The organism is Duganella sp. LjRoot269, assembly GCF_964254095.1.
In the GTDB taxonomy this organism is placed as follows: domain Bacteria; phylum Pseudomonadota; class Gammaproteobacteria; order Burkholderiales; family Burkholderiaceae_D; genus Rugamonas; species Rugamonas hordei.
Genome location: NZ_CAXUSL020000001.1, coordinates 5,468,724 through 5,491,880, shown reverse-complemented (window position 1 = coordinate 5,491,880; position 23,157 = coordinate 5,468,724). Strand labels below are relative to the sequence as shown.

The following is a 23,157-nucleotide window of genomic DNA, read 5'->3' as shown; positions in this document are numbered from 1 at the left end:
TCCAATCTTATCATGACGAATCCTAGCTTGTTCAGCGCCATCGACATGGCACCACGCGACCCTATCCTGGGTATTACCGAAGCATTTAACGCCGACCAGAACCCGGCCAAAATCAACCTGGGCGTGGGCGTCTATTATGACGACAACGGCAAAGTGCCGCTGCTATCGTGCGTGCAGAAAGCGGAAGAGATCCTGATCGCCACGCCGGCCCCGCGCACCTACCTGCCGATCGAAGGCCTGGCTGCCTACGACAAGGCGGTGCAAGAGCTGGTATTTGGCGCCGACAGCGCCGTAATTCAAGAGAAGCGCGCGGTCACCGTGCAAGCCATCGGCGGCACCGGCGCACTGAAGATCGGCGCCGACTTCCTGAAGCGCTTCGCGCCGGATTCGCAGGTCTACATCAGCGACCCTAGCTGGGAAAACCACCGCGCGCTGTTCGAAAGCGCCGGCTTCACCGTCAACAACTACGCCTACTACGACGCAGCCACCCACGGCGTGAACTTCGCCGGCATGCTGGCCGACCTGAAGGCCATGCCGCGCGGCGCCATCGTGCTGCTGCACGCCTGCTGCCACAACCCGACCGGCGCCGACCTGACCTCGGCCCAGTGGGATGAGGTCATCGCCGCCGTTACCTCGGGTGGCCTGGTGCCGTTCCTGGACATGGCTTACCAGGGCTTCGGCGCCGGCATCGCCGAAGACGGCGCCGTGGTGCGCCGCTTCGCTGCCGCCGGCGGTCCGCTGCTGGTGTCGAATTCGTTCTCGAAGTCGTTCTCGCTGTACGGCGAGCGCGTGGGCGCGCTGAGCGTGGTCGCCGCCACTGGCGAAGAGGCGAGCCGTCTGATGTCGCAATTGAAACGTGTCGTGCGCACCAACTACTCGAACCCGCCGGTCCACGGCGGCAAGGTGGTGGCCACCGTGCTGACCACGCCGGAACTGCGCCAGCTGTGGGAAGACGAACTGGCCGGCATGCGCGTGCGCATCAAGGAAATGCGCGAAGCCTTCGTGGCCAAGCTCAAAGCTAAGGCGCCGGCACACGATTTCGCCTTCGTGCGCGACCAGGTCGGCATGTTCTCGTACTCGGGCCTGACCAAGGCGCAGGTCGAGAAACTGCGCGAGCAGTCGATCTACGCGGTCGACACCGGCCGCATCTGCGTGGCAGCGTTGAATTCGCGCAATATCGATATCGTGATTGACGCTATCGCGAAAGTACTCTAAAATCTTGCTTCTTCGGGTTGAGCGGCTAAGCTTAACCTGAGCGGCAACAGGAAATACCGGGAAAGTTGCTCTGTCAGAAACCTTGATAGAGTGGATGAAACAGTATAAAATGTTGCCTCTAATCCCTGATAGCTCAGTCGGTAGAGCGACGGACTGTTAATCCGCAGGTCCCTGGTTCGAGTCCAGGTCGGGGAGCCAGAACATAGAAAAGCCCAGCCTTAACCGGTTGGGCTTTTTGCTTTCTACGCCGACCGATAAGGCAACATGAGCGCGACGCGGGCCAACGCGACGGAGCGACCACAACCGAATAAGAGCGAGTCAAGCCCCTGGAGCGCGAAGTGCATGGTTACACGGAACTGATTACGTCAGTGAGGTCCATAGTGGGCGCGTGGGAAATTGGGGCTTGCATTTTTGCTGATTTAATTTTACTGTATAAATAAACAGTAAAATGAGGCGCGTTTGCATGGACTCCAATCTCGAACAGCTAATCACCGAATTCCAATCTCGCGTGCGGGAATCAGTAGCACTGATGTACAGGTCCGGCATGACGATGCCGTACAGTTCGTTCGCCTGGCTTAGAGCCGACATTCCGGGGAGCGGAGTCCTTGACGGCGGGATCAAATACTTCAAGCACGGTGCTGGTTGTGAGGTGCGACTTGAAACGGGAACGGTCGACTTTGATTTTGGTGAACATGGTGAGATCGACGGATTTGACCTATGGCGGCTGACCAAATTTACAAGGGGCAGTCTTCCCTGCTTCGGTTTTGACAGTCCGGAGCAAATCGAGCAGTCTTTCAACGCCGCGGTAGCCTCCGGCGATCTGGAACGGTCCGGATACGACTTGTACTATTTGGCAGGTACCACGTCTATGCTTGCCATTGACATCGATTCGACTCAACCCGGCGACAAGCTTCCAAGTCAAAATCACGACATGGTTATGACCCTGTACGCCCACTACTTCGAAGCGGCTGACCTGATGCGGGAGAACTTTGAAAAGCTCGATGCGAAGTTGAAGAAGAGAGGAAAGCTCAGCCGCAATGACGAAGTGCAAAGCAGGATTTATTTCACGACTTGGCTCGGATTCCTTTGGGCCACTTGCGAGGGCTTCAAAAAAAAGATGAACATGCGTCGACTGCTCACGGAAGAGCGGCCTGAGCGCTTTAAAGAATTACTCCCAGAATCCGACGCATTGCTAAAATTGATCAACGCCCATTGGGACCCACTCAGAGAGGTCAGAAACAACGTGTTTCACCTTCGCGATAACTCAGAAAAGATTCGTAAATTCTTTTCAAGAGAAGCAGATCGCCTTTCTTGGGCTCTCGAACTGCACGACGCTTTGAAGCGTTTTTTCGCGAATTATCGGATTCAGTGCACAGTCCACTACGCCATGAATGGTCGAAAGGGTGAGATAGATATAGGACCTACTCGGCGAATCTTTAGATCTGATGCTACTTGAGTTGCCCAAGCGGCGCCAGCGTGCCGTAGCGATAATCGTAGGTCCACGCCGCTAGGCGGAGGCCGGTCAGGCGCAGCACGGCAGCCTGAATGCTCGCGACTTCAGCGTTGATACGTGCGATGTCCAGCACGCGTTTGGCACCCAGCCTCGACAGCAAACGCTTGTCGCTCAGATCGGCTAAATTGACGCAAATGCCGATCAGGTGAGATTTCTTAAGATTGACAACAATCTCATTGCTGGGCGACTTCCGGCCAGCCGCACGCAGGCGGGCGAAATCGTCATAGCCTGCGGCCAGGTCCTTTGCGTGTGTGCGTTGCAAATGTTCCAGTAGTATGGCCTTCAGGCTATTCGAGTCCAACCCCTTGCCCGAGATTTGCTTTTTGAAAGCATTGACGCCGAGATCGTTGATGCCGATTGCCAAGGTCTCATCTTCCGGCACCACGGCAAACACGCCATAGGCACAAGCGTAGATCGTATCGAGGCTGCGTACCAAGGTCAGGCTGCACACTTCGAAACCGGTGGGGCTCATGGTCAAGCCAAGATCGTAAGCCCAGGCGTCTCGTTCGGCGCCGGGGAGGCGCGGGATCATATGGACCAATAGGGTTCCATCGCGAAACGCGTCAGCCACCGCGTTATCTGCGACCGGCGCGGCGACCGCCAGGCGCTGGCGTACCGCCACGGCGGCGTGGCGAGGCGAGATATAAATATGCTCGCGCTGCTCCTCAACCAATTCCATGAAACGCACGAAGGCCGTCGCTATGGCGGGGCTGGCGATGTCACGCAACTCGGCGCGCACCTGACGCCATGCGTCAAGATGAGAGCACTGGCTGGATGTCAGCACCGGCGCGCCGACCGAACGTCGCGCCACCAATGGCGTGCGTGCGTGATCGTTGCTGAAGACCAGCACTTCTTCGTCGGGACCACTGGCCACCACCACTCGCTTCGTCATTAAGATCACAGTCAAGGTATATCTCCGGTCGCAGGCTTCGTTGCAGTATTGCATTTTTCACAATGATGGTCAATGTACCTCCGGGCGGGCAAGGTGGTTTGACGCTTTCGGCGGTCTGCGCCGTATCAATGTCGATGGCAGTGACGGTCTTATGCTCGATCGGTAATCCCATAAAGGAGACCCGACATGAGACACCAGCCCTTTGTTGCCACCCTGACCGCCCAGCCTGTGTACGCGCTGGGCGATCCCATCGTCATCACCTGTGAAATCGAGAACACCAGCGCCGAGGCCTATCAACTGCTGACCTGGGCCACGCCGCTGGAAGCCACCCTCAGCGGCGACTGCTTCGTCGTCGAGCGCGAGGGCCAGCGCATCCCCTACGATGGCCGCTACGTCAAGCGCGGCGATCCGCCGGCCAGCGCCTACACGCTGATCGGCCCGGGAGAGCGCCAGAGTTTCAGCGTCGATATTTCCGAGGTGTATGCGATCGACCAGGCCGGGCAATACAAGGTGGCCCTGAATGCCGTGTTTTTCGACGCCTTCATGGTCACGGGCAACGTCAAGGCCGGCGCGCGCAAGCGTCAGGCGCACGAGGCGCATGTGGCGCCGCCGGCCGACGTGCAGTTCGAGGTGGTGGCGGGCGCCGAGCCCAAATCGACTTCCGGCCAACTGGCGCGCAAGGCCGAGTCGCAGCTGGCGAAGAACAACGCCAAGGCGCCCAATTTCAACGGCGGCACGGCGACCCAGCAGGCCGACACCGTCATCGCCCACGGCAACGCGCAGTATTTCGCCGCCTTGTCGGCTGCCCAGCTTGCCGCCGGGCCGGCCAGCACCAACGCCTTGTACCAGACCTGGTATGGCGCTTTCAACCAGGGCCGCTACGACAAGGTCACCAAGGACTACAACGACATCTCCGGCACCCTGGCCAACGAACAGGTGACCTACGATTTCACCGGCCAGGGCCACGGCAGCGACACCTGCCAGCCGGGCTACTTCGCCTTTACCTACAAGGGCTCGCGCACGGTCTGGCTGTGCAGCAGCTACCTGAGCGCGGCGCAGATCGGCACCGATTGCAAATTCGGCACGCTGGTGCACGAGTGGAGCCACGCGGTCAGCAATACCGACGACATCCAATACGGCGAAACGGCCTGCCTGGCGCTGGCCACCAGCGATCCCGGCAAGGCGGTCAACAACGCCGACAGCCATGAATATTTCGCCGAACACCTGGCGCAATCCGACTTCGGCAAGAGCTTCACCTTCATCACCGACCGCAGCACCTTCGGCAAGGACGAGATCGACACGATGCCGTCGCCGGCCGTGATCGACAAGGCGTTCTACGTGCTTGCCGACGGATTCTGGCCAGACAAGCTGGGCATCACGCCCGGCACGCTGGGCAATTCGCCGACGGTGAAGCCGACCATCACCTTCAATCCGGCGGTGGCGGGCATGTCGGTCACGGTGACGTCGCTGGAGGCGGAGGACGCCAGTCTGCCGATCGCGCCGCAGCGCTTCACCTGGGTCTGCCGGATCACCTTCGCCAACAGCAGCGGCTTCCCCGCCAACGCCGGCCAGACGCTGACCGTCAACATGACGGCGACGCTGGGCGGCCTGAGCGCCAACGCGCAGATCCTGCTGATACGCGACCCCAATCCGTGGGAGGTGGACGGCCCGACGTCCTGGCTCAGCACCGACTTGCGCGTGTTCAAGATCCGTGACGGCGATGCACGCTTCGGCGCCACCGTCAGCGGCAACGCCAATGCCTATATCAAGCAGGTGCTGGCCAACCTGAACGCCGGCACGGCGGGCGAGACCTTCGACAACCTGTCCACCGACGAAACGCTGGAGCTGTCGCAGAAGGTCAACGGCACGGCGATGTTCAACTTCGCCATCGCCCGCGTGCATTATCGCGGTTCGACCAACATCAGCAACGTGCGCACCTTCTTCCGGCTGTTCCCGGCCAGCACCACGTCGACCGAGTTCGACGCCGGCACCACGTATCGCCGCGCCACCAGCGGCACCGACGCGATCCCCTTGCTGGGCTTGAGCGGCGGCGGCGATTTGCTGACCATTCCCTGCTTCGCCGAGGAGCGCGTCAATTCGGCCAACACCGGGTTGACGGCGCAGCAGGATCCGGCCAATGTGCGTACCCTGAACGGCACCGGCGGCGAGGTGTTTGCCTACTTCGGCTGCTGGCTCGATATCAACCAGACGCAGGCGCAGTTCCCGACCCATCCGTCGCCCGCCAACGGACCGTGGGGCTCGGGCCGCAAGTCCGTCCAGCAACTGGTGCGCAACGCTCACCAATGCCTGGTGGCGGAAATCGCCTTCGACCCCGATCCGATTCCCGCAGGAATATCGCCGGCGGCCTCGGACAAGCTGGCGCAGCGTAACCTGTCGATCATCGAATCGCCGAATCCGGGCTACGCCTCGTCGCGCCGGATACTCGGCACCTTCGAGCTGCGTCCCGCCAAGGGCGCCGAGCAGCTGCCGGACCGCCAGCCCGACGAGCTGCTGATCGAATGGGGCAACCTGCCGAAGGACAGCATCGCCAGCATCTACATACCGGAGGTGGCCGCCAGCCAGATCGTCGCCCTGGCGGGCACGCGCTACGTCAACCACGGCCTCACCCTGCTGGACGAGCAGACGATACGGCTGACGGTCGGCGGCATCTCGTATGTGCCGCTGCCGCCGGGCGCCTCGTTCGGCCTGACCGGGCTGCTGTCGGTGCAACTGCCGGACACCATCCACAAGGGCGAGCTGTACACGGTGATCGTGCGCCAGGTCAGCGACACCTTTGCCTTGCCGTCGGTGGTGATCGGCATCCGCGGAGAAGGGCGGCGCGAAGGGTCTAGGGAAAATGCGGTGGATGTGATCCGCTGGCGGCGGGTGGTCGGCAGCTACCAGCTGACGATACCGGTGCGCACCAAGGAGGTGATCGTCGGCGCCGAGTCGCGGCTGTTGTCGGTGCTGCGCTGGATCCTCGAGGCGGTGCCGGCCGGCGACCGCTGGCATCCGGTGTTCAGCCGCTACGTGTCGCTGATCGGCGACCGTGTCGGCGGACTGGGCGGCAATCCGGACGACATCAAGCCGTCGCCGGACGGTTCGGGCGGCGAGGGCGGCGGCCATCACGGGCAGCCTCCGGGCCATGGACATGCGCACGCGCACCGCTACGAAGGCAAGGTCAGCGGGCTGATTTACGATTGCTTCGGTGATTTCGCCGGCTTCCTGCTCGACACTTGCGGCAAGGAGCGGGAATTCTGCACGCGCGAGCACCAGATCGAGGCGCTGGCGCGGACCGCCTGGCGCGAGCGGATAGCGATCACGGTGGTGGCGCACGCATCCCATCCGCACCAGCCGGTGACCATCATCCTGCAGCGGGCGCCGCAGCCGTTCCAGGCTTGAGGTTTTTGTTAAATTGACATTATTTTGCGGGCGGGAAAATAGTTTCGGTGTGGGGCTGGGCAAATTGGCGGGCAGGGGATATAATTCGGGCCTCTTTTCCCTGATAGCTCAGTTGGTAGAGCGACGGACTGTTAATCCGCAGGTCCCTGGTTCGAGTCCAGGTCGGGGAGCCAGAATTCAGCAAGATCAAAAAGCCCAGCCTTTACCGGTTGGGCTTTTTGCGTTTCAGACTTCCGTTTATTTGTGTGTTTCGCAAAGCTAAAAATGTTACTCTGACCATATGTATGTCAGGCCGCAAGACGAACAAGGACACCAGATCATGAGCTTGTCATTTCATATCGATTTCAACGGTCAGTGTGAGGAGGCTTTTAGATTCTACGCTGAGAATCTGGGCGGGCGAATCGGAACGATGCTACGGGTTAAGGACTCTCCAGTCCCGGCGGTGTCAGCGTCGCACGGAGAAAAAATTGTCCATGCAAATATCTGTATAGACGGCGTTGAGCTGGCAGGTGCCGATGTAGACTTAAGCAGATATGAGAAGCCCCAAGGCTTTTATGTATTGATTGGCGTTGACTCCGAGGAGAAGGTGAAGCTGTTCTTCAATGCGCTGCAAACGGAAGGGCAGGTTGTCCTCGCACCTCAGAGAACATTCTGGTCGCCATGCTATGCGATTGTGATTGACCGCTTCGGAGTTCCGTGGAAGATCAACTGCGGCGCCTGACAATTCCTTTAGTCCAAGCCTGTGGCAGATTGCCTTGGTGAAGGCATGGCTGGCGATTTTTTGCATTTTGGCACGCAAATCTCACACAAATGCGCGATTCCGGTGGACGAGAATCTTGCACCTCGGTATTCTGAATCTGATGGTCGGCAAGTCATGTTGGCTGTCGTCTATAGAAAAATAACCAGAGGTAGGTAGATCATGATCGAGGAAAACAAGGACGTTGTGTACGGTACCGAAGACTTGTTGATGAGTCTGTGTAATTCGGTGACCCGGGTGTTGAACGTCGCGACCCAAAGCAAGGTCAATTACTCGGGGATGGTGCAGCGGATTACCAAGATCGGCCTGAAGCCGGACATCGGCTGCTTCGTGCTGTTCGACGGCGGCTTCACCGGCCTGGTGGTGCTGAACTTTGCCGCCGACACGGCCATGGAAATTTACGAGCGCTACATGTTGCACATGGGCATGCCGAAGTCCGAGCTGGCCGGCTCGCACACGTCGGACGAGGTGTCCAACATCATGGGCGAGCTGATGAACCAGATCGTCGGCGACTTCACCGGCAAGATCCGGCGCGAACTGCAGACCAACATCACGCAGAACCAGCCGAAGATGCTGGTGCTTAACAAGCAGGTGATGTTGAGCGTGGACACGCCGCTGGACCGTCCGGAAATGCGCCGCGTGACCTTCTACACCGAGAAGAGCAACATCTTCTATCTGGAACTGGCGATCGACCGCACCGAATTCATCCGCCTGCACGACTTCGATTCGAGCGAGGTGGCCGATCCGGACGCGCTGATGGACCAGGAGCGCGACAACCACGCGTCGGCGCAATCGCAGCCGCACTTCTCCGGGGGCGACGACGACTCCGACGAACTGCTCAAATCGCTGGGCATGTAGGCCGGCGGTGTGGAAAATTTGATACAACTGAACAAAAGCTAACGTTGTTTTTTGTCACCACAACCGGCCTGCGGGCCGGTCCCGCCGCCTTCTAATATTCAGTCGCGCCGCCCGGCGCGCCGAATTTCTATCAGTTAATTGCACTTTGCTTATATTGCTCTTGCAATATCCGGTATCAATGAATGAAAATACCGCCTCTTCGCAAGACGGTGGCATTCTAGACATTCCGCTTGCGTTGCCACGGTCGCGCCAGACGACCGGGCAATATCAAAAAGAGAGAACAGGAGACACTGTTTATAACTCTTGGATTTACCTCAACTCGGGAAATTGAATGATCAAACTGTCGAAGATGCACAAGCGCCTGCTGGCGCTGAGCGCCGTCATGCCTATCGGTTCCGCCATGGCGCAAACCGCCGCCGCCGAGCCGCAGCTGGAAACCGTCACCGTGACCGCCCAGCGCCGCACCGAAAACATCAAGGACGTGCCGGTATCGGTCTCCTTGCTCAAGGATGAAAAGCTGGACGTGCTGCTGTCCGGCGGCCAGGACATCCGCCTGCTGGCCGGCAAAGTGCCGTCGCTGAACGTTGAATCGTCGAACGGCCGTACCTTCCCGCGCTTCTACATCCGCGGCTACGGCAACACCGACTTCAGCACCTTCGCCTCGCAGCCGGTCTCGCTGGTGTATGACGACGTGGTGCAGGAAAACGGCATCCTGAAAGGTTTCCCGATCTTCGACGTGGCCGGCGTGGAAGTGCTGCGCGGCCCGCAGGGTACGCTGTTCGGCCGCAACACCCCGGCCGGCGTGGTCAAGTTCGAATCCGAAAAGCCTAACTTCAAGAAGGTCGACGGTTATTACAATGTGTCGTGGGCCACCCACAACACCGTCAACGCCGAAGCCGCCGTCAACGTGCCGCTGTCGAGCGAGTGGGCGATGCGCGTTTCGACGCTGCGCCAGCACCGCGACAACTTCGTCGACAACACCTACACCAAGCAGAACGATGTACTGGAAGGCTACAACGAACACGCCGAGCGCGTGCAGTTCCTGTACAAGCCAAGCACCACGTTTGACGCCCTGTTCAATGTGCACTCGCGCATGACCACCGGCAGCGCGCGCCTGTTCCGCGCCAACATCATCAAGAAGGGCACCAACGACTTCGCCGACGGTTACGACTTCACCAAGATCAACACCAACGGCCTGAACATGCAGAGCCTGGACACCAACGGTGCCAACGCCCGCCTGACCTGGGACCTGGGTTCGGTCAAGCTGTTCTCGATCACCGGCTACGAAGGCGTGGACAACTACTACAGCCGCGGCGACATCGACGGCGGCACGCCGACCGGCCCGGGCTTCATTCCATTCCAGGTACAGACCGGTGGCGGGCTGACCGGCCTGCATCAGTACAGCCAGGAATTCCGCGTCGAATCGAAGAACGCGGGTCCGCTGAACTGGCAGACCGGCGTCTACTACTTCAAGGAAAGCGCCGACGGCTACAGCAACAACTTCGACAGCAACACCCAGGCGCAGACCTCGCACCTGGCCAGCCACCAGAACAACACGGCTTCGGCAGTGTTCGGCTCGCTGACCTATGACCTGTCGGAAAAAGTCGTGCTGCGCGGCGGCCTGCGCTACACCGACGACAAGAAGGATTTCCGCACCGTTGAAGCGGTCAACGTGACGCAGATCGGTCCCAAGTCGGTGGAAGAGAGCAAGAGCAAGACCAACTGGGACATGAGCGCGACCTACAAGGTCAACAAGGACGTCAACGCCTACGCCCGCGTGGCGACCGGCTTCCGCGCGCCGAGTATCGCCGCCGCGTCGGCATCGGTGCCGATCACCGTGGCCGACGCTGAAACCATCACCTCGTACGAAGCCGGCATCAAGGCCGACCTGTTCAACCGCCGCGCCCGCGCGTCGGTCAGCATCTACGACTACGACGTGAAGAACCAGCAGCTGACCGTGGTCGGCGGCAATTCCAACGTCACCAAGCTGATCAACGCCGCCAAGACCGCCGGCCGCGGCCTGGAAGCGGACTTCGAAGCCTTCGTGACGCCGGACTTCAAGGTCACCGCGGGCGGTTCGTACAACTTCACCGAGATCAAGGACCCGTCGCTGTCCGTGGCCAAGTGCGGTTCGTGCACCGTGACCGATCCGATCAACGCGGCCGGTCGCGTGGTCATCGACGGCAACCCGCTGCCGCAGGCGCCGAAGTACATCCTGAACGCCACCGCGCGCTACAACTGGGCGCTGGCTGACGGCAACCTGTTCGTGCTGACCGACTGGTCGTATCGCAGCAAGATCAACTTCTTCCTGTACGAAGCCAAGGAATTCACCGGCAAGTCCATGGTGGAAGGCGGCCTGCGCGTGGGTTACAACTGGTCCGGCGGCAAGTATGAAGTGGCGGCCTTCGCTCGCAACATCACCAACACCGAGCGTATCATCGGCGCCATCGACTTCAACAACCTGACCGGCTTCGTCAACGAGCCGCGCCAGTTCGGCGTGCAGTTCAAGGGCGGCTTCTGATTTTTGCCCGCTAGCCTAGACAGCTAGAAATTGGCCGTATATAATGCGGCCTCTTTTCCCTGATAGCTCAGTCGGTAGAGCGACGGACTGTTAATCCGCAGGTCCCTGGTTCGAGTCCAGGTCGGGGAGCCAGAATACGAAAGGGCCCGTGAGCAATCACGGGCCCTTTTCCGTTTGCGGACGGCTATATTCTTTCACTAATTCTCCAAAACTTGTACCAGTGTATAAAGGCGCGCCCCGCTTTTTCCTACACTAGCGCGTTACGCCATTCCGGCGATCCGCGCAGCTGTGCATGTGAAAGAGGGTAAGTAGATGAAAGACCAAGGAGTGGGGACATGAAGGGCTTGTCTTTGGGGGCCTTCGTTTTATCGGGCATGGGTGCTACGGCCGCCTGCGCCGCCGATACGGTCCTGGAATTGCATATCGTCCACCGCCCGCCTTACCTGGTGGTGGGGCCGAATCTGCAGGTCAGCGGCTCGTCGGTCGGGCCCACCGTGAGGGCGTTTGAAAAAGCTCATATCCCGGTCAAATGGCGGGAGATCCCGGCCTTGCGCCAGCTCGCGCTGCTGCGTAAAAACAGCGGCAAGTTTTGTTCGGTCGGCTGGTACAAGACGCCTGAACGCGAAAAATTCGCCAAGTATTCCAATCCGGTGTCGCAGGACGGGCCGTGGGTGGCCGTGGTCTCTTCCCGTTTCCCTCGGATCGCCGCGACCGTCGACGGCATCCTGTCCGACGCAAAACTGACGGTGCTGATGAAGGATGGCTTTGTCTACGGCACCTATCTGGACAAGAAATTCAGCACCATGAAGGCGGCGCGCATGGCCAGTGCGGGCGATATGCCGCAACTGTTCAACATGATCGCGGCCGGCCGCGCCGACGTTCTTTTCGCGCCGAAGGAAGAAGCGGAATACTATCTGGCGCTGGGCATCTTCCGCACCGAGCAGCTGCGCGTCGTCACCTTCAAGGAAATGCCGCAGGGCTATTACCGCCACCTGATGTGCTCCCAGCAAGTGGAGGACAGCGAGATCGCCAGGTTCAACGCGGCGCTGGCGCGCCACCCCTGATCGCGCGGCGCTAGAACAGGTCGATGCTGCCTGACGCGACTTCTTCCAGCACGCCGCGGTCGATCAGGTCATCGTAGTGGAAGATGCGGTTGCGGCCGGCGCTCTTGGCTTCGTACAGTGCCCGGTCGGCCTGGTTGATGACGGTTTGCGGCAGCACGCTGGGGTTGGCGACGCAATAGCCGCCGCTGACCGTGACCCGGCCGACCTGGGGGAAATTGAATTCCTCCACGCAGCGGCGCACGCGTTCGAACACCTGCGCGGCGGCGTGGCTGTCGTCGGCGGCGATGACGACGACAAATTCCTCGCCGCCGTAGCGGTACAGCAGGTCATGGCGGCGGAACGCCTTTTCCAGCAGGCGCGCCACCAGCAGCAGGATCTCGTCGCCGATGATATGGCCGTGGCCGTCGTTGATGCGCTTGAAGTGGTCGATGTCGAGCACGCCCAGCCAATAGGTTTGCAGCTCGGCCACCCGCCGGTCCGGCGTGCGCGCGTCGGCGGCGCCATGCCAGCGCCCGGACATGCGGTCCCACAGTCGCCCCAGGTTGAGCTCCAGCGCGTAACGGTTGAGCAGGCCGGTCAGGCGGTCGCGCTTGCTGGTGTCGAGCAGGGCGTAGTAGTTGCAAAACACTTCCAGCACGCCGTCGACGAGGGCGTCTTCGTGGGGCGTGACATCGTGTTCGCGCTCAAACAGAAAGTACCCGCGCAGCGTGTCGCCGTTGTACAGGGGATAGCCGACGATATAGCCGTCGCGGTGCTGGCGGCTGCAGTGGCGTCCCAGCATGCGCATGCCGTCGAACAGTTCGCGCACATGATCCGGCAGGACGATGCCGGTATGAATCTCCTCGATCCGCTCGATGGTGCGCTGGAGTTCGCCGTGTTGCGCATCCACGGCGTGGGCGTGGTGCAGCGCGCGCACCACTTCACGATGGCGGTCTACACGGTACAGCGTGGTGGAGCGCGCCCCGAGCACGGGACCCAGCATGCGTAACAGACTTTGCTCCAGCAAGGGCATTTCCCTCAGCGCCGTCATGGCGCCCAGTTTCTTGAGCAGGCTGGTGGTGGGCGCGTTCGGTGGTTTCTTGCTCATTGGTCGATTCGGTAGGGGGCATCGCGGCGTTTCCGACCGGGAGGCAACGGTGCAGTGTAGGCAAGGCCGGCCTTAGTCGCTATGCACTAGAGCATATTCGCAAAAAGAAAAATCATTGCGCAACAAAATGTTTGCGCTAACATTTTTAGCGATTACAATGTGATTTATAAACATAAATTAATAAAATGCAACAATATTTTTTTAAACAACGAGAGAAGTTTCGGCGGGAAATTGTGCGGCGTTATGGCGTCAGCGACGACGAATACACCGAGATGACGCTTGCCATCGCGCCTATTGCCCACCCGTTCACGGCCGCCAAGGGCGAGTATCTGCAGCGGCAGGGCGGCGTGGCGCAATCGATCTACTGGATTACCGAAGGCGTGACGCGCAATGGCTTCATCGTGGTGTCCGGCGCCGACGTCACCATACGCTTCGCCACGGAGGGCTGGAACGCCAACGCGCACGAGGATTTGCTGTCGATCTCGGACGGCGTGCCCGCGATGCAGTTCATCATGGCGGAAACGGCGGTGCGCGGCTTCCGTTGGGACTGGGCCGACATCTGCCGGCTGCGTGACGAAAGCCAGTTTTTCAGCAACTATTATCTGAAGGTGCTCGAGCATATGATCAAGCTCAGCGCCCGCCGCACTTACGCCTTCGCGGCCAGTACGGCGCTGGAACGGCTGGAGGCCTTCCGCTCCGACTATCCTGGCTTGGAGTGCCGGATCTCGCAACGGATCCTGGCGTCCTACCTGGGGGTGACGCAACCCTATCTGTCCCGCATCCTGGCGGCCCATCCGGCGGGCGGAGAAGGAAGTTAAAAAAGACATGTCTTTTATGCTATATTTTGCCGTTTCTATAACGACGGGATGCGGCGATGCTGGAGAGATTCTTGATGGGGGCGGGACTGGCGCTGAGCATAGCTACGGGCGCGTGTGCCGAGGCGCCGCTGCCGGCGCAGGTGCGCGTGACGCATACGGCGCCCGATACCTGGCGCGTGGAGTACCAGTTCTCGCAGCCGGTGACGGCGCTGTCGTTCCGGCCGGTCGGCGACTATCGTAAAACTTCCTGGAAAGTGCTGACGCCGGGCGTGACGCTGACCACCGGCGCGGACGAGGATGCGCTGGCCGCGTCCGACGGCAAGGCGCTGCGGCAGGTCAGCCTGGAGATCGCCACTTTCGATGCGTTGGTGGAGAAGCAGTACGTGGCCATGGACCGTTTTTCCGACGGTGGCCGCGCCGTGTACCTGGGCTTCCTGCAGGGCGATGCCCGGCAGGGGACGGTGCAGCGCGATGTTGCCGCCAACTTCACGCTGGAGGGGCTCGGCAATGAATATGTGCTGACGCCGGCCTCGCCGGCGGATCCATCGCGCGGCGCGACGCCGTATGCCTATTTCGGCCCGCAAGCGCCGGTAGCGGCCGGCGACGCCAACATCATTCTCGATCCGAAACTGCCGGCCTGGGCGGTCGAGGCCATGCTCGACGCGACCGCCAAAATCTCCAGCTATTACACCAGCGCTTATCGGCAGAAATTGAAACAGCCCTTATTGCTGCTGGTCGCCGCCGGCGACACCGAAGCGCCGGGGCTGTCGATCAAGGGCGGCGCGATCGGTGGGCAGATCGCCTACCGCTTCGGCGGCGCCGGCTTGCAGACAGACCATCCCAAGAAGCGGCAATTGATCGCCCGGCTGGTGGCGCACGAAATGGCCCATCTGTGGCAGAACAATGTCAGCCGGGGCGGCCTCAGCGAGCAGTCGCCGCCTTGGGTGCATGAGGGCGGCGCCGATGCGATGGCGCTCGACGGCCTGTTGCGCAGCGGCGTCTGGAGCGCGGAACAGGGCCAGGCTTATGTCGAGGCGACGCTGAAGGAGTGCGAACAGCTGGAGCACAGCCTGGCCACCTATCGCGGCATCTACGCCTGCGGCTTCGAACGCTACCACAAGCTGAACGTCGGCATCGTGCCGCTGTGGCGGGCGATGATCGCGGCGGCAGAGGAGCGCGGCGAGTTTTATTCCGAAGCGATGATCAGCTCGTATGCGGCGCAGGGAGGCAAGGCCGCGCCTTGATGTGCGTCAAACGCGTAGCCGGGCCGCTTCTTATCATGGTAGTCCTAACGTTTAAGGAGACCGCCATGGCCAACAATCTAATGCGTATGGACCCGTTCCGCGATATCGCGCGCTTCGATCCCTTCCGCGATATCGATGAAATGTTTCGCGATTTTTCTCCGTCCCTGTGGCGCAATTCCGAGGTGATGCCGCGCCTGCGGATGGATGTCAGCGAGACCGAAAAAGAGTATCTCGTCAAGGCCGAAATTCCCGGCGTGCAGAAAGATGACATCAAGGTCGCCATCAACGGCAACCAGGTGTCGCTGTCGGCGGAAGTCAAGGATGAGCAGCCGGCGACGACCGGCAAGAGCGGCGCCTTGCGTACCGAGCGTTACTACGGACACATACAACGCAGCTTCACGCTGCCGCAGGACGTCGACGACGACCAGGCGCAGGCGCGCTATGAAAACGGCGTGCTGCATTTGACGCTGCCGAAGAAGGTCGGCACCGGCGCCAAGCAGTTGTCGATACAGTAGTTCGACGTGGCGGCGCGCGCAAGGCGGGCGCGTCAGCGCGATCTGGTCAGTTCATGGATAATTGGGGATACCTTCTTATCTTGAACAAAGGATATCCATGTCTGACCTGTCCGCTGAGCTATCCGCGTTTCCCATCACCCAGAAATGGCCGGCCTCGCATCCGGAACGTGTGCAGCTGTATTCGCTGCCGACGCCGAATGGCGTCAAGGTGTCCATCATGCTGGAAGAGACCGGCCTGGCTTACGAGCCGCACCTGGTCAGCTTCGACCGCAACGACCAGATGTCGCCGGAGTTTCTGTCGCTGAACCCGAATAACAAGATTCCCGCCATCATCGATCCGAACGGCCCGGGCGGCAAGCCGCTGGCGCTGTTTGAATCGGGCGCCATCCTGATGTATCTGGCCGAGAAGACCGGCAAGTTCCTGCCAGCGGATGCGGCCCTGCGTTACGAAACCATGCAGTGGGTGATGTTCCAGATGGGCGGCATCGGGCCGATGTTCGGCCAGGTGGGATTTTTCCATAAATTCGCCGGCAAGGAGTATGAGGACAAGCGTCCGCTCGAGCGCTATGTGGCTGAGTCGAAGCGCCTGCTGGGCGTGCTGGAGCAACGCCTGCAAGGCCGCGAATGGATCATGGGCGAGCAGTACACGATCGCCGACATCGCCACCTTCCCGTGGGTGCGCAACCTGGTCGGTTTCTATGGTGCCGGCGAGCTGGTCGGCTTCGATCAATTCCCTCATGTCCAGCGTGTGCTGGCGGCGTTTGTTGCCCGTCCCGCTGTCGCAACGGGATTGGACGTGCCCAAGCGCGGCTGACGCCGTTCAGTGAGACGGCGCGCGGCAGGCCGCGTCCGCATCCCAGCGGCCCGAGCAGATGCGCGATCGGCACAGCATGCCTTCGATCAGGCCCAGCTGCTTGCAGCGGGCCAGCAACTGGGCCGTGCTGTCGCCTTCCTGACGGTCGACCACGTCGCGGCTGCGTTCGGGCGCCACCACGCTTGGCTTGCCCGTGTGGGCGACCAGCGCCGCCAGCAGGGCGACGTCGGTGTCGCCGGCGGCGGCCGGCGTTGGCGTGGTGCGGGCCTGCACCTTGACAGGAGCTGCACGTGGCGAAGCGGTGCTTGCCACGGTGGCGAGGGCGGCTGGGCGTGTTTTCTGCACCGCCGGTTCGGCTGAACGTTCCGCGGACACGCCGGTTGCCGGATCGTTGATAATTGACGCCGCCTGATTGCTGCTGCGCTCGGCCGGCGGCGCTTCATGATGCTCCACCGCCGCTGGCATGGCCGGCACGCTCGAACCGACACGTCCAGGCTTGAAGGAGTCCGGCGTGATGGTCTTCTTGTGCATCATCCACGCCATGCCGGCCATCGTCAGCAGCAGTACGCACAAACCGATGGTCCAGCCGTCGATGGTCCAGCCGGCGGTGCGCGCCGGCTTGGCCGCCGGACTGCGGCCGTGTTCCAGGTGCGCCAGGATGCGTTTGCCGCCGTCCGCCGGACCGCATACCGTACTCATCAAGTCGGGTTTTTGTTTCGACGTATCCACAGTATTCCCTCCGAGTTTGATCTGGTCTTTCACGCCGCGCGGTAAAGCGCCTACGATGGTGCGTTCCAGTCCCAGCCAGTGTCCGGTCTGCGGGGCGATCTTGCTTTGACGGAGCGCACCATGTTTCTCTTTTCAGTGCTGATGTTTTTCCTGTTTGCTTGTGTTGCCGCCTGGCTGGCACTGTTCCCGGCCGGCAGGGAGGTAGTAGTGCTGTCGATGGCGGCGGCAGTCCGCCGCATCGGGCAGCAAATGCGCGACGGCTGTCTTGCCGGAGGCCGGCAGGCCGCGACGGCCGGGCGCGGCGCCGGCGCCGGACTGATGCAGGTGCTGCGCTTCCTGCGGCGGCGGTACCTGTTGATCTTGTCAGCCACTGTGCTGCTGACGGTGCCGACGATGCTGGCGCTGGCGCTCAGCGGCCGCGGCATGCTGGGCGGCTACGACAGCGACAGCCGCGCCATCAACGAGCAGGTCACCGAGCTGCTGAAAGGCGAACTGCTGGCGCTGCCGGCGCCGCTGCCGCCGCCGGCGTTCACCACGGCCGAGGTCACGCTGGTGCGGCCGATGCTGGACGGCGCCAACCGCAACTGGCAGTTGCTCGATCCCGAGTTTGCCCAGCGCCTGCTGCTGGTGTTCAAGATCATGAAGGAGGCGCACGGCTACGACATGGCCATCCTGGAGGGCTACCGCAGTCCCGAGCGGCAGAATGCGCTGGCTGCGGCCGGCCCCGGCGTGACCAACGCCAAGGCTTTCCAGAGCTATCACCAGTTCGGCCTGGCGGCGGATTGCGCGTTCCTGCGCAACGGCAAGCTGGTGATCTCGGAAAAGGATCCGTGGACAATGCGCGGCTATCGCCTGTACGGAGAGGCGGCCGAGGCGGCGGGCCTGCGCTGGGGCGGACGCTGGACCATGATGGACTTCGGCCACACGGAGTTGCGCGTGGCGGGTATGGCCAGGAAATAGAGCGGCGCGGCAATTATTGTTTTCTATCAAAAAATTCTTCCATGGTTGGTGGCAACATTGGCCGGTCCGCTTGCTACTCAGGCGCTTCATTCACGCCGGCCACGTCCCATGATGCGAAGAATCTGGTACTTCCTCACCGATACCCGCCGCCTGAACATCATCGGCCTGACAGCCATGGCGGCCTTCTTTTACCTGGGCGCGCAAGTGCTCGAACTGGCGCTGATCTGGGCGCTGGCGGCCACCGCGCTGATGCTGCTGCTGGCCGCGTTGATTTGGCTGTGGCGGCGGTTGCGGGCGCGGCGCGACTCGGACAAGCTGGGCGAGGCCATCGGCACCCAGTCCGGCGCCGAGGTCAAGGCCATCCGCGACAGCATGATGAAAGCGATCGAGACCATCAAGGGCTCGAAGATGGGCATCGTGTCCGGCAAGCGGGCCTTGTACGAGCTGCCTTGGTACATGATCATCGGGAATCCGGCCGCCGGAAAGAGCACGGCCATCGCCAATTCCGGCCTGCAGTTCCCCTTCGCCGACGGCAAGATCGTGCAGGGCGTGGGCGGCACCCGCAACTGCGACTGGTTCTTCACCACCGACGGCATCCTGCTCGACACCGCCGGCCGTTATTCGGTGCTCGACGAGCATCGCGCCGAGTGGTTCGGCTTCCTCGACCTGCTGAAGAAGTACCGCCGCCGCGCGCCGATCAACGGCATCCTGATCGCGGTCAGCATCGCCGAGCTGCGCGGCGACGATCCCGAGGTGGGCATCAAGCTGGCGCGCAGCCTGCGCAAGCGCGTGCAGGATCTGATCGAACGGTTGGAAGTGTTCGCGCCGGTGTACGTGGTGTTCACCAAGGCCGACCTGATCGCCGGCTTCAGCGAGTTCTTCGCCCGCGCCGAACGGGCCGAACGCGAGCGCGTGTGGGGCGCGACCATGCCCTATAAACGCAAGGCCAGCAGCCAGCAGATGCTCGCTTTTTTTGACCACAGCTTCGACGAGTTGTGCGACGGCCTCAAACAACTGAGCCTGGCCAACATGGGCCAGCAGCGGCGCGACCGCATGGAACCTGGCGTGTTCACCTTCCCGCTGGAGTTCGCGACGATACGCACGCCGCTGCGCGCCTTCCTGGCCACGCTGTTCGAGGAAAACCCATTCCAGTTCAAGCCGGTGTTTCGCGGCTATTACTTCACCAGCGCGCTGCAGGAGGGGATGCCGGTCAGCGAACAATCGCAGCGCCTGGCCAGGCGTTTTGCGCTGACGGTATCCGATGCGCCCGCGATTACCGGCGCAGGGCAGTCCGGCTTCTTCCTGCTGAATTTATTCCGCAAGGTGATCTTCGCGGACAAGGACCTGGTGTCGCAGTACGCCAGCAAGAACAAGGTCAAGCTGACGTATGCGGCGTTTTTCTCGGCGGTGTTGGCGCTGGGCGGGGCGCTGGGCGGATGGAGCTGGTCCTACCTGGGCAACCGTCAACTGGTCAGCAATGTGCAGGCGGACCTGGACAAGGTCGTCAAGCTGCAGGAAAAGCGGCTCGATCTGCAGTCGCGCTTCGAGGCGCTGGAGGTCATTCAGGACAGGATAGCGCAGCTGGAGAAGTATCGCGCGGACCGGCCATGGTCGCTGCGTATGGGGCTGTATCAGGGCGAACTACTGGAGCGCAAGCTGCGCGAGGAATATTTCTCGGGCGTGCGCGAAGTGATGCTCAAGCCGGTGGTCGCCAATCTGGAGACTCTGCTGTCAGAGATGAACGCGCATGCCGACCAGTTGCAGATGTCGGGCGGCGCGCCGGCACCATCCACGCCCGGCCGCCAGTTCCAGGAAGCCTCCGCCATCAATGTGGAAGACGCCTACAACGCGCTGAAAAGCTATCTGATGCTGGCCGACAGCGCACATGCCGAGCCGGGGCACCTGAACGACCAGCTCACGCGTTACTGGCGCGGCTGGCTTGAGAACAACCGCGGCGCCATGCCGCGTGAGCAGATGATCCACAGCGCCGAGCGGCTGATGACTTTCTACCTGGCCCAGATCTCCGATCCATCGTGGCCGCGCATCGAGCAGAAGCTGGCGCTGGTCGACCAGGCGCGCGAGAACCTGCGCCGCGTGATGCGCGGCATGCCGGCGCGGGAACGCGTCTACGCCGACATCCGCGCCCGCGCCAACACCCGCTTCCCGGCGATGACGGTGGCGCGCATGGTGGGGGAGCAGGACCAGGCGCTGGCCACCGGCAGCTACGCCATTCCCGGCGCCTACACTCGCGAGGCGTGGGAGAAGTTCGTGGAGGGCGCCTTCCGCGAAGCGGCCACGCACGAACTGCAAAGCGCCGACTGGGTGCTGAAAACCGCCGCCCGCGACGACCTCACGCTGGAAGGCAGCCCCGAACAAATCGAGAAGGGCCTGACGGATCTGTACAAGGCGGACTACGCGCGCGAGTGGCGGAAGTTCGTACAAGGCGTCACCATCGCCAACCTGAATGGTTTCGATGCGGCCGTCATCGCGATGAACCGGCTCGGCGATCCGCAATCGTCGCCGCTCATCAAGCTGCTGAACACGATCCACCAGCAAACCTCGTGGGACAACCCGTCCGTCATGAGCGCCGAGCTGAAAGAGGCGCAGTCGGGCTTCGTCAACTGGATCAAGAATAGCGTGCTGCGGCGCGGGCCGTCGCAAATCAACGTCAACGTCCAGCTGGACCAGGCCCGCGCCGAGAAACCGATGGGGCCCATCGGCCGCGAATTTTCCGGGGTCGGCAAACTGGTGGCGATCAAGGACAAGGACGCATCGCTGATGCGCTCTTATATGGACGCGCTGTCCAAGCTGCGCAGCCGGCTCAATCAGCTGAAGAACCAGGGCGATCCCGGCCCCGGCGCGCGCCAGTTCATGCAGCAGACGCTTAAGGGCAGCGGCTCCGAGCTGGCCGACGCGCTGCGCTACGTCGACGAACAAATGCTGACCGGGATGAGCGATTCGCAAAAGCTGTCGATTCGTCCCATCCTGGTGCGGCCGCTGATGCAGACCTTTGCGGTGCTGGTCGGCCCGGCCGAGGCGGAACTCAACAAGACCTGGCTGGCGCAGGTGTACGAACCGTTCCAGCAATCGCTGGCGAACAAATATCCGTTCTCGCCGAATGCCCGCATCGAGGCCGGCAGCGCCGAAATCGCCCAGTTCTTCGGTCCCGATGGCCTGATTGCCAAATTCGCCACCACCGCCATGGGCCCGCTGGTGCTGCGACGCGGCGACGTGCTGGCGGCGCGCACCTGGGCCGGCATGGGCATCACGCTGTCGCCGCAAACGGTGGCGCGCTTCCCCGGCTGGATCGCGCCCATCGGCGTGGGCGGTGTGGCTGCCGCGTCGGCCGCCGCGCAAACCATCTTTCAGATCCAGCCCATGCCGGCGCCGGGCACGCTGGAATATACCGTCGATATCGATGGCCAGCAGCTTCGCTATCGCAACACGCCCGCGCAATGGGCTAATATGGTTCACCCAAGTCCGCAGGGTGTGCCAGGCGCCCGCATCACCGCCGTGGCGTTCGACGGCCGCAGCGTCGAAGTGTTCAACGAAGCCGGCCAGTTCGGACTGCGGCGCATGATCGACGCCGCCGCCAAGCAAAAGCGCGACGGTGGCGTGTTCGAGCTGCGCTGGACCGCCGGCGCCATCACGGTGACGATGGGCCTGAAAATCGTCAGCAGCCCGGAGAGCGCGGGTGCCGCGCCGCAGGAGCAGGGGTTCCGTGGCATGAAGCTGCCGGAGACCATCGTCGGCGCGCCGTCCGCCGTATCGGCCGGAGCCGCTCCGTGAAGCGGGGGGCGCAGACCGCGCGCATCGGCTACTTCGGCAAGCTGCCGGCACGCGGCGACTTTATCAAGGCGGCCGATAACCTGGCGCTGGCCAACTTGTTGGACGGCTGGCTGGCCGAAGTCATGAACCTGCTCAGCATCGATCCACGCTGGAAGCTGAACTACGACGCCTTGCAGCCGCTGGACTTCGCCTTCGTCGGCACGCACAGCAGGCGCGCCATCGCAGGCCATCTGCGGACCAGCGGCGACCTGTCGCAGCGGCGCTATCCCTTCCTCGGCATGAGCGCCATCGAGATCGACGAGCCGAGCAAGTTTGTCGCCCGCAGCCCGCTGGTGCTGGCGCCGTTGTGGCACGCAGTGGCTCCGCTGATCGGCGGCGTGATGGACGCGGATGATCCCGATCCCGCTTTGCAGGCGCTGGCCGCGACCACCGTCTATATCGATCCCGGCGAGGCGATGCACGAACAATTGTTCACCGACTTCCTCGATCGCCACAACATCGCGGGGTTGGAGGCGATGCTGGCGCGCAGCTCTGTGCGCCGAACCATATTGGCGATCGGCCTGCTGCTGCAGCCGGTGCGCCGCAGCGGGGCTGAGCGATTGGACAAAAGCCTGGTACTGCCGTTGCCGGCATCGGAGCGTCAGCGCAACCTGGTGGCCGCCTTCTGGCTGGACCTGATCACGCCATTTTTGCATCAGGCGGACTTTGAACTGAGCCTGTTCTTTGCCGAACTGCGTGAGCAGCCGGTGCTGGTGATCGGTTTCAGCGGAGCCGCGCCGGAAACCCTGCAGGCCATCATTGATCCACGCTGCGCCCTCGAACAGCAGATCACCTTTGAATACGCGGGCTGGGTCGATGAACTGATCGCCGGCGACGCCAATGTGCAGAAGCTGTCGGCGTACCTGGAGCAAGGGCAGTTGTCGCTGCGCTCGGCCCACGCGCTGTTCCACGAAACCTTTTCCTGATGAGGAGTCCTGCA

Annotated in this window: 17 protein-coding genes and 3 tRNA genes; 17 read left to right on the top strand and 3 right to left on the bottom strand. The window is 61.9% G+C overall.

Translation table 11 applies throughout. From position 1 onward, the window contains the following. Positions 1-12 precede the first annotated feature (12 nt). The 3 genes from ACSQ3S_RS24590 to ACSQ3S_RS24580 all read left to right on the top strand — a co-directional run bounded on the left by ACSQ3S_RS24590 (position 13) and on the right by ACSQ3S_RS24580 (position 2,671). Positions 13-1,215, top strand: a complete 1,203-nt coding sequence (locus ACSQ3S_RS24590; protein ID WP_436144058.1) for an aromatic amino acid transaminase — start codon at positions 13-15, stop codon at positions 1,213-1,215. Between the two features lie 122 nt (positions 1,216-1,337). Next, positions 1,338-1,413: transfer RNA gene (locus ACSQ3S_RS24585), tRNA-Asn, on the top strand. A gap of 265 nt (positions 1,414-1,678) precedes the next feature. Beyond that, positions 1,679-2,671, top strand: coding sequence for a DUF6896 domain-containing protein (locus ACSQ3S_RS24580; protein WP_436144057.1), 993 nt, complete (start codon positions 1,679-1,681; stop codon positions 2,669-2,671). Here ACSQ3S_RS24580 and ACSQ3S_RS24575 read toward each other — a convergent pair. Next, positions 2,664-3,635, bottom strand: a complete 972-nt coding sequence (locus ACSQ3S_RS24575) for a hypothetical protein (RefSeq protein WP_436144056.1) — start codon at positions 3,633-3,635, stop codon at positions 2,664-2,666. The two genes, ACSQ3S_RS24580 and ACSQ3S_RS24575, sit on opposite strands and share 8 nt — an antisense overlap. 171 nt (positions 3,636-3,806) lie before the next feature. Between ACSQ3S_RS24575 and ACSQ3S_RS24570 the strand changes: the two genes are divergently transcribed. The 7 genes from ACSQ3S_RS24570 to ACSQ3S_RS24540 all read left to right on the top strand — a co-directional run bounded on the left by ACSQ3S_RS24570 (position 3,807) and on the right by ACSQ3S_RS24540 (position 12,222). Further along, positions 3,807-7,022, top strand: a complete 3,216-nt coding sequence (locus tag ACSQ3S_RS24570) for a M35 family metallopeptidase (RefSeq protein ID WP_436144055.1) — start codon at positions 3,807-3,809, stop codon at positions 7,020-7,022. A gap of 97 nt (positions 7,023-7,119) precedes the next feature. Continuing rightward, positions 7,120-7,195, top strand: a tRNA-Asn gene (locus ACSQ3S_RS24565). Positions 7,196-7,341: 146 nt separating this feature from the next. Continuing rightward, a complete protein-coding gene (locus ACSQ3S_RS24560) occupies positions 7,342-7,743 on the top strand; it encodes a VOC family protein (RefSeq protein WP_436144054.1) in 402 nt (133 codons plus the stop codon). A gap of 198 nt (positions 7,744-7,941) precedes the next feature. Then, positions 7,942-8,637, top strand: a complete 696-nt coding sequence (locus ACSQ3S_RS24555) for a DUF3334 family protein (protein WP_176651922.1) — start codon at positions 7,942-7,944, stop codon at positions 8,635-8,637. Between the two features lie 331 nt (positions 8,638-8,968). Further along, positions 8,969-11,158: a TonB-dependent receptor gene (locus ACSQ3S_RS24550; protein ID WP_413446397.1), complete on the top strand. Its 2,190-nt coding sequence runs from the start codon at positions 8,969-8,971 to the stop codon at positions 11,156-11,158. Between the two features lie 56 nt (positions 11,159-11,214). Then, a tRNA-Asn gene (locus tag ACSQ3S_RS24545) sits at positions 11,215-11,290 on the top strand. A gap of 203 nt (positions 11,291-11,493) precedes the next feature. Continuing rightward, on the top strand, positions 11,494-12,222 hold the full coding sequence (locus tag ACSQ3S_RS24540) for a substrate-binding periplasmic protein (protein ID WP_436144053.1): 729 nt from the start codon (positions 11,494-11,496) through the stop codon (positions 12,220-12,222). 10 nt (positions 12,223-12,232) lie between these two features. Here ACSQ3S_RS24540 and ACSQ3S_RS24535 read toward each other — a convergent pair whose 3' ends face one another. Continuing rightward, positions 12,233-13,309: a GGDEF domain-containing protein gene (locus ACSQ3S_RS24535; protein WP_436144052.1), complete on the bottom strand. Its 1,077-nt coding sequence runs from the start codon at positions 13,307-13,309 to the stop codon at positions 12,233-12,235. Positions 13,310-13,542: 233 nt separating this feature from the next. Between ACSQ3S_RS24535 and ACSQ3S_RS24530 the strand changes: the two genes are divergently transcribed. From ACSQ3S_RS24530 to ACSQ3S_RS24515, 4 genes are all read left to right on the top strand, one after another. Beyond that, positions 13,543-14,127, top strand: coding sequence for a Crp/Fnr family transcriptional regulator (locus ACSQ3S_RS24530; protein WP_176651918.1), 585 nt, complete (start codon positions 13,543-13,545; stop codon positions 14,125-14,127). Between the two features lie 56 nt (positions 14,128-14,183). After that, complete coding sequence (locus ACSQ3S_RS24525) at positions 14,184-15,371, top strand: hypothetical protein (protein ID WP_436144051.1); 1,188 nt, start codon at positions 14,184-14,186, stop codon at positions 15,369-15,371. 65 nt (positions 15,372-15,436) lie between these two features. Further along, a complete protein-coding gene (locus ACSQ3S_RS24520) occupies positions 15,437-15,886 on the top strand; it encodes an Hsp20/alpha crystallin family protein (RefSeq protein ID WP_176651916.1) in 450 nt (149 codons plus the stop codon). A 97-nt stretch (positions 15,887-15,983) separates the two neighbouring features. Then, positions 15,984-16,700, top strand: coding sequence for a glutathione S-transferase N-terminal domain-containing protein (locus ACSQ3S_RS24515; RefSeq protein ID WP_176651915.1), 717 nt, complete (start codon positions 15,984-15,986; stop codon positions 16,698-16,700). A gap of 6 nt (positions 16,701-16,706) precedes the next feature. Here ACSQ3S_RS24515 and ACSQ3S_RS24510 read toward each other — a convergent pair whose 3' ends face one another. Further along, positions 16,707-17,429 (bottom strand): hypothetical protein, encoded by a 723-nt coding sequence (locus tag ACSQ3S_RS24510; RefSeq protein WP_436144050.1) that lies wholly within the window; start codon positions 17,427-17,429, stop codon positions 16,707-16,709. A 120-nt stretch (positions 17,430-17,549) separates the two neighbouring features. Between ACSQ3S_RS24510 and ACSQ3S_RS24505 the strand changes: the two genes are divergently transcribed. The 3 genes from ACSQ3S_RS24505 to tagF all read left to right on the top strand — a co-directional run bounded on the left by ACSQ3S_RS24505 (position 17,550) and on the right by tagF (position 23,143). Continuing rightward, positions 17,550-18,389 carry a M15 family metallopeptidase gene (locus ACSQ3S_RS24505; protein ID WP_436144049.1) on the top strand — a complete coding sequence of 280 codons (840 nt, stop codon included), beginning with the start codon at positions 17,550-17,552 and terminating at the stop codon, positions 18,387-18,389. Between the two features lie 111 nt (positions 18,390-18,500). After that, positions 18,501-22,178, top strand: a complete 3,678-nt coding sequence (gene tssM, locus ACSQ3S_RS24500; RefSeq protein ID WP_436145073.1) for a type VI secretion system membrane subunit TssM — start codon at positions 18,501-18,503, stop codon at positions 22,176-22,178. Beyond that, complete coding sequence (gene tagF / locus ACSQ3S_RS24495; protein WP_413446401.1) at positions 22,175-23,143, top strand: type VI secretion system-associated protein TagF; 969 nt, start codon at positions 22,175-22,177, stop codon at positions 23,141-23,143. The genes tssM and tagF overlap by 4 nt, the downstream gene beginning before the upstream one ends. Positions 23,144-23,157 lie beyond the last annotated feature (14 nt).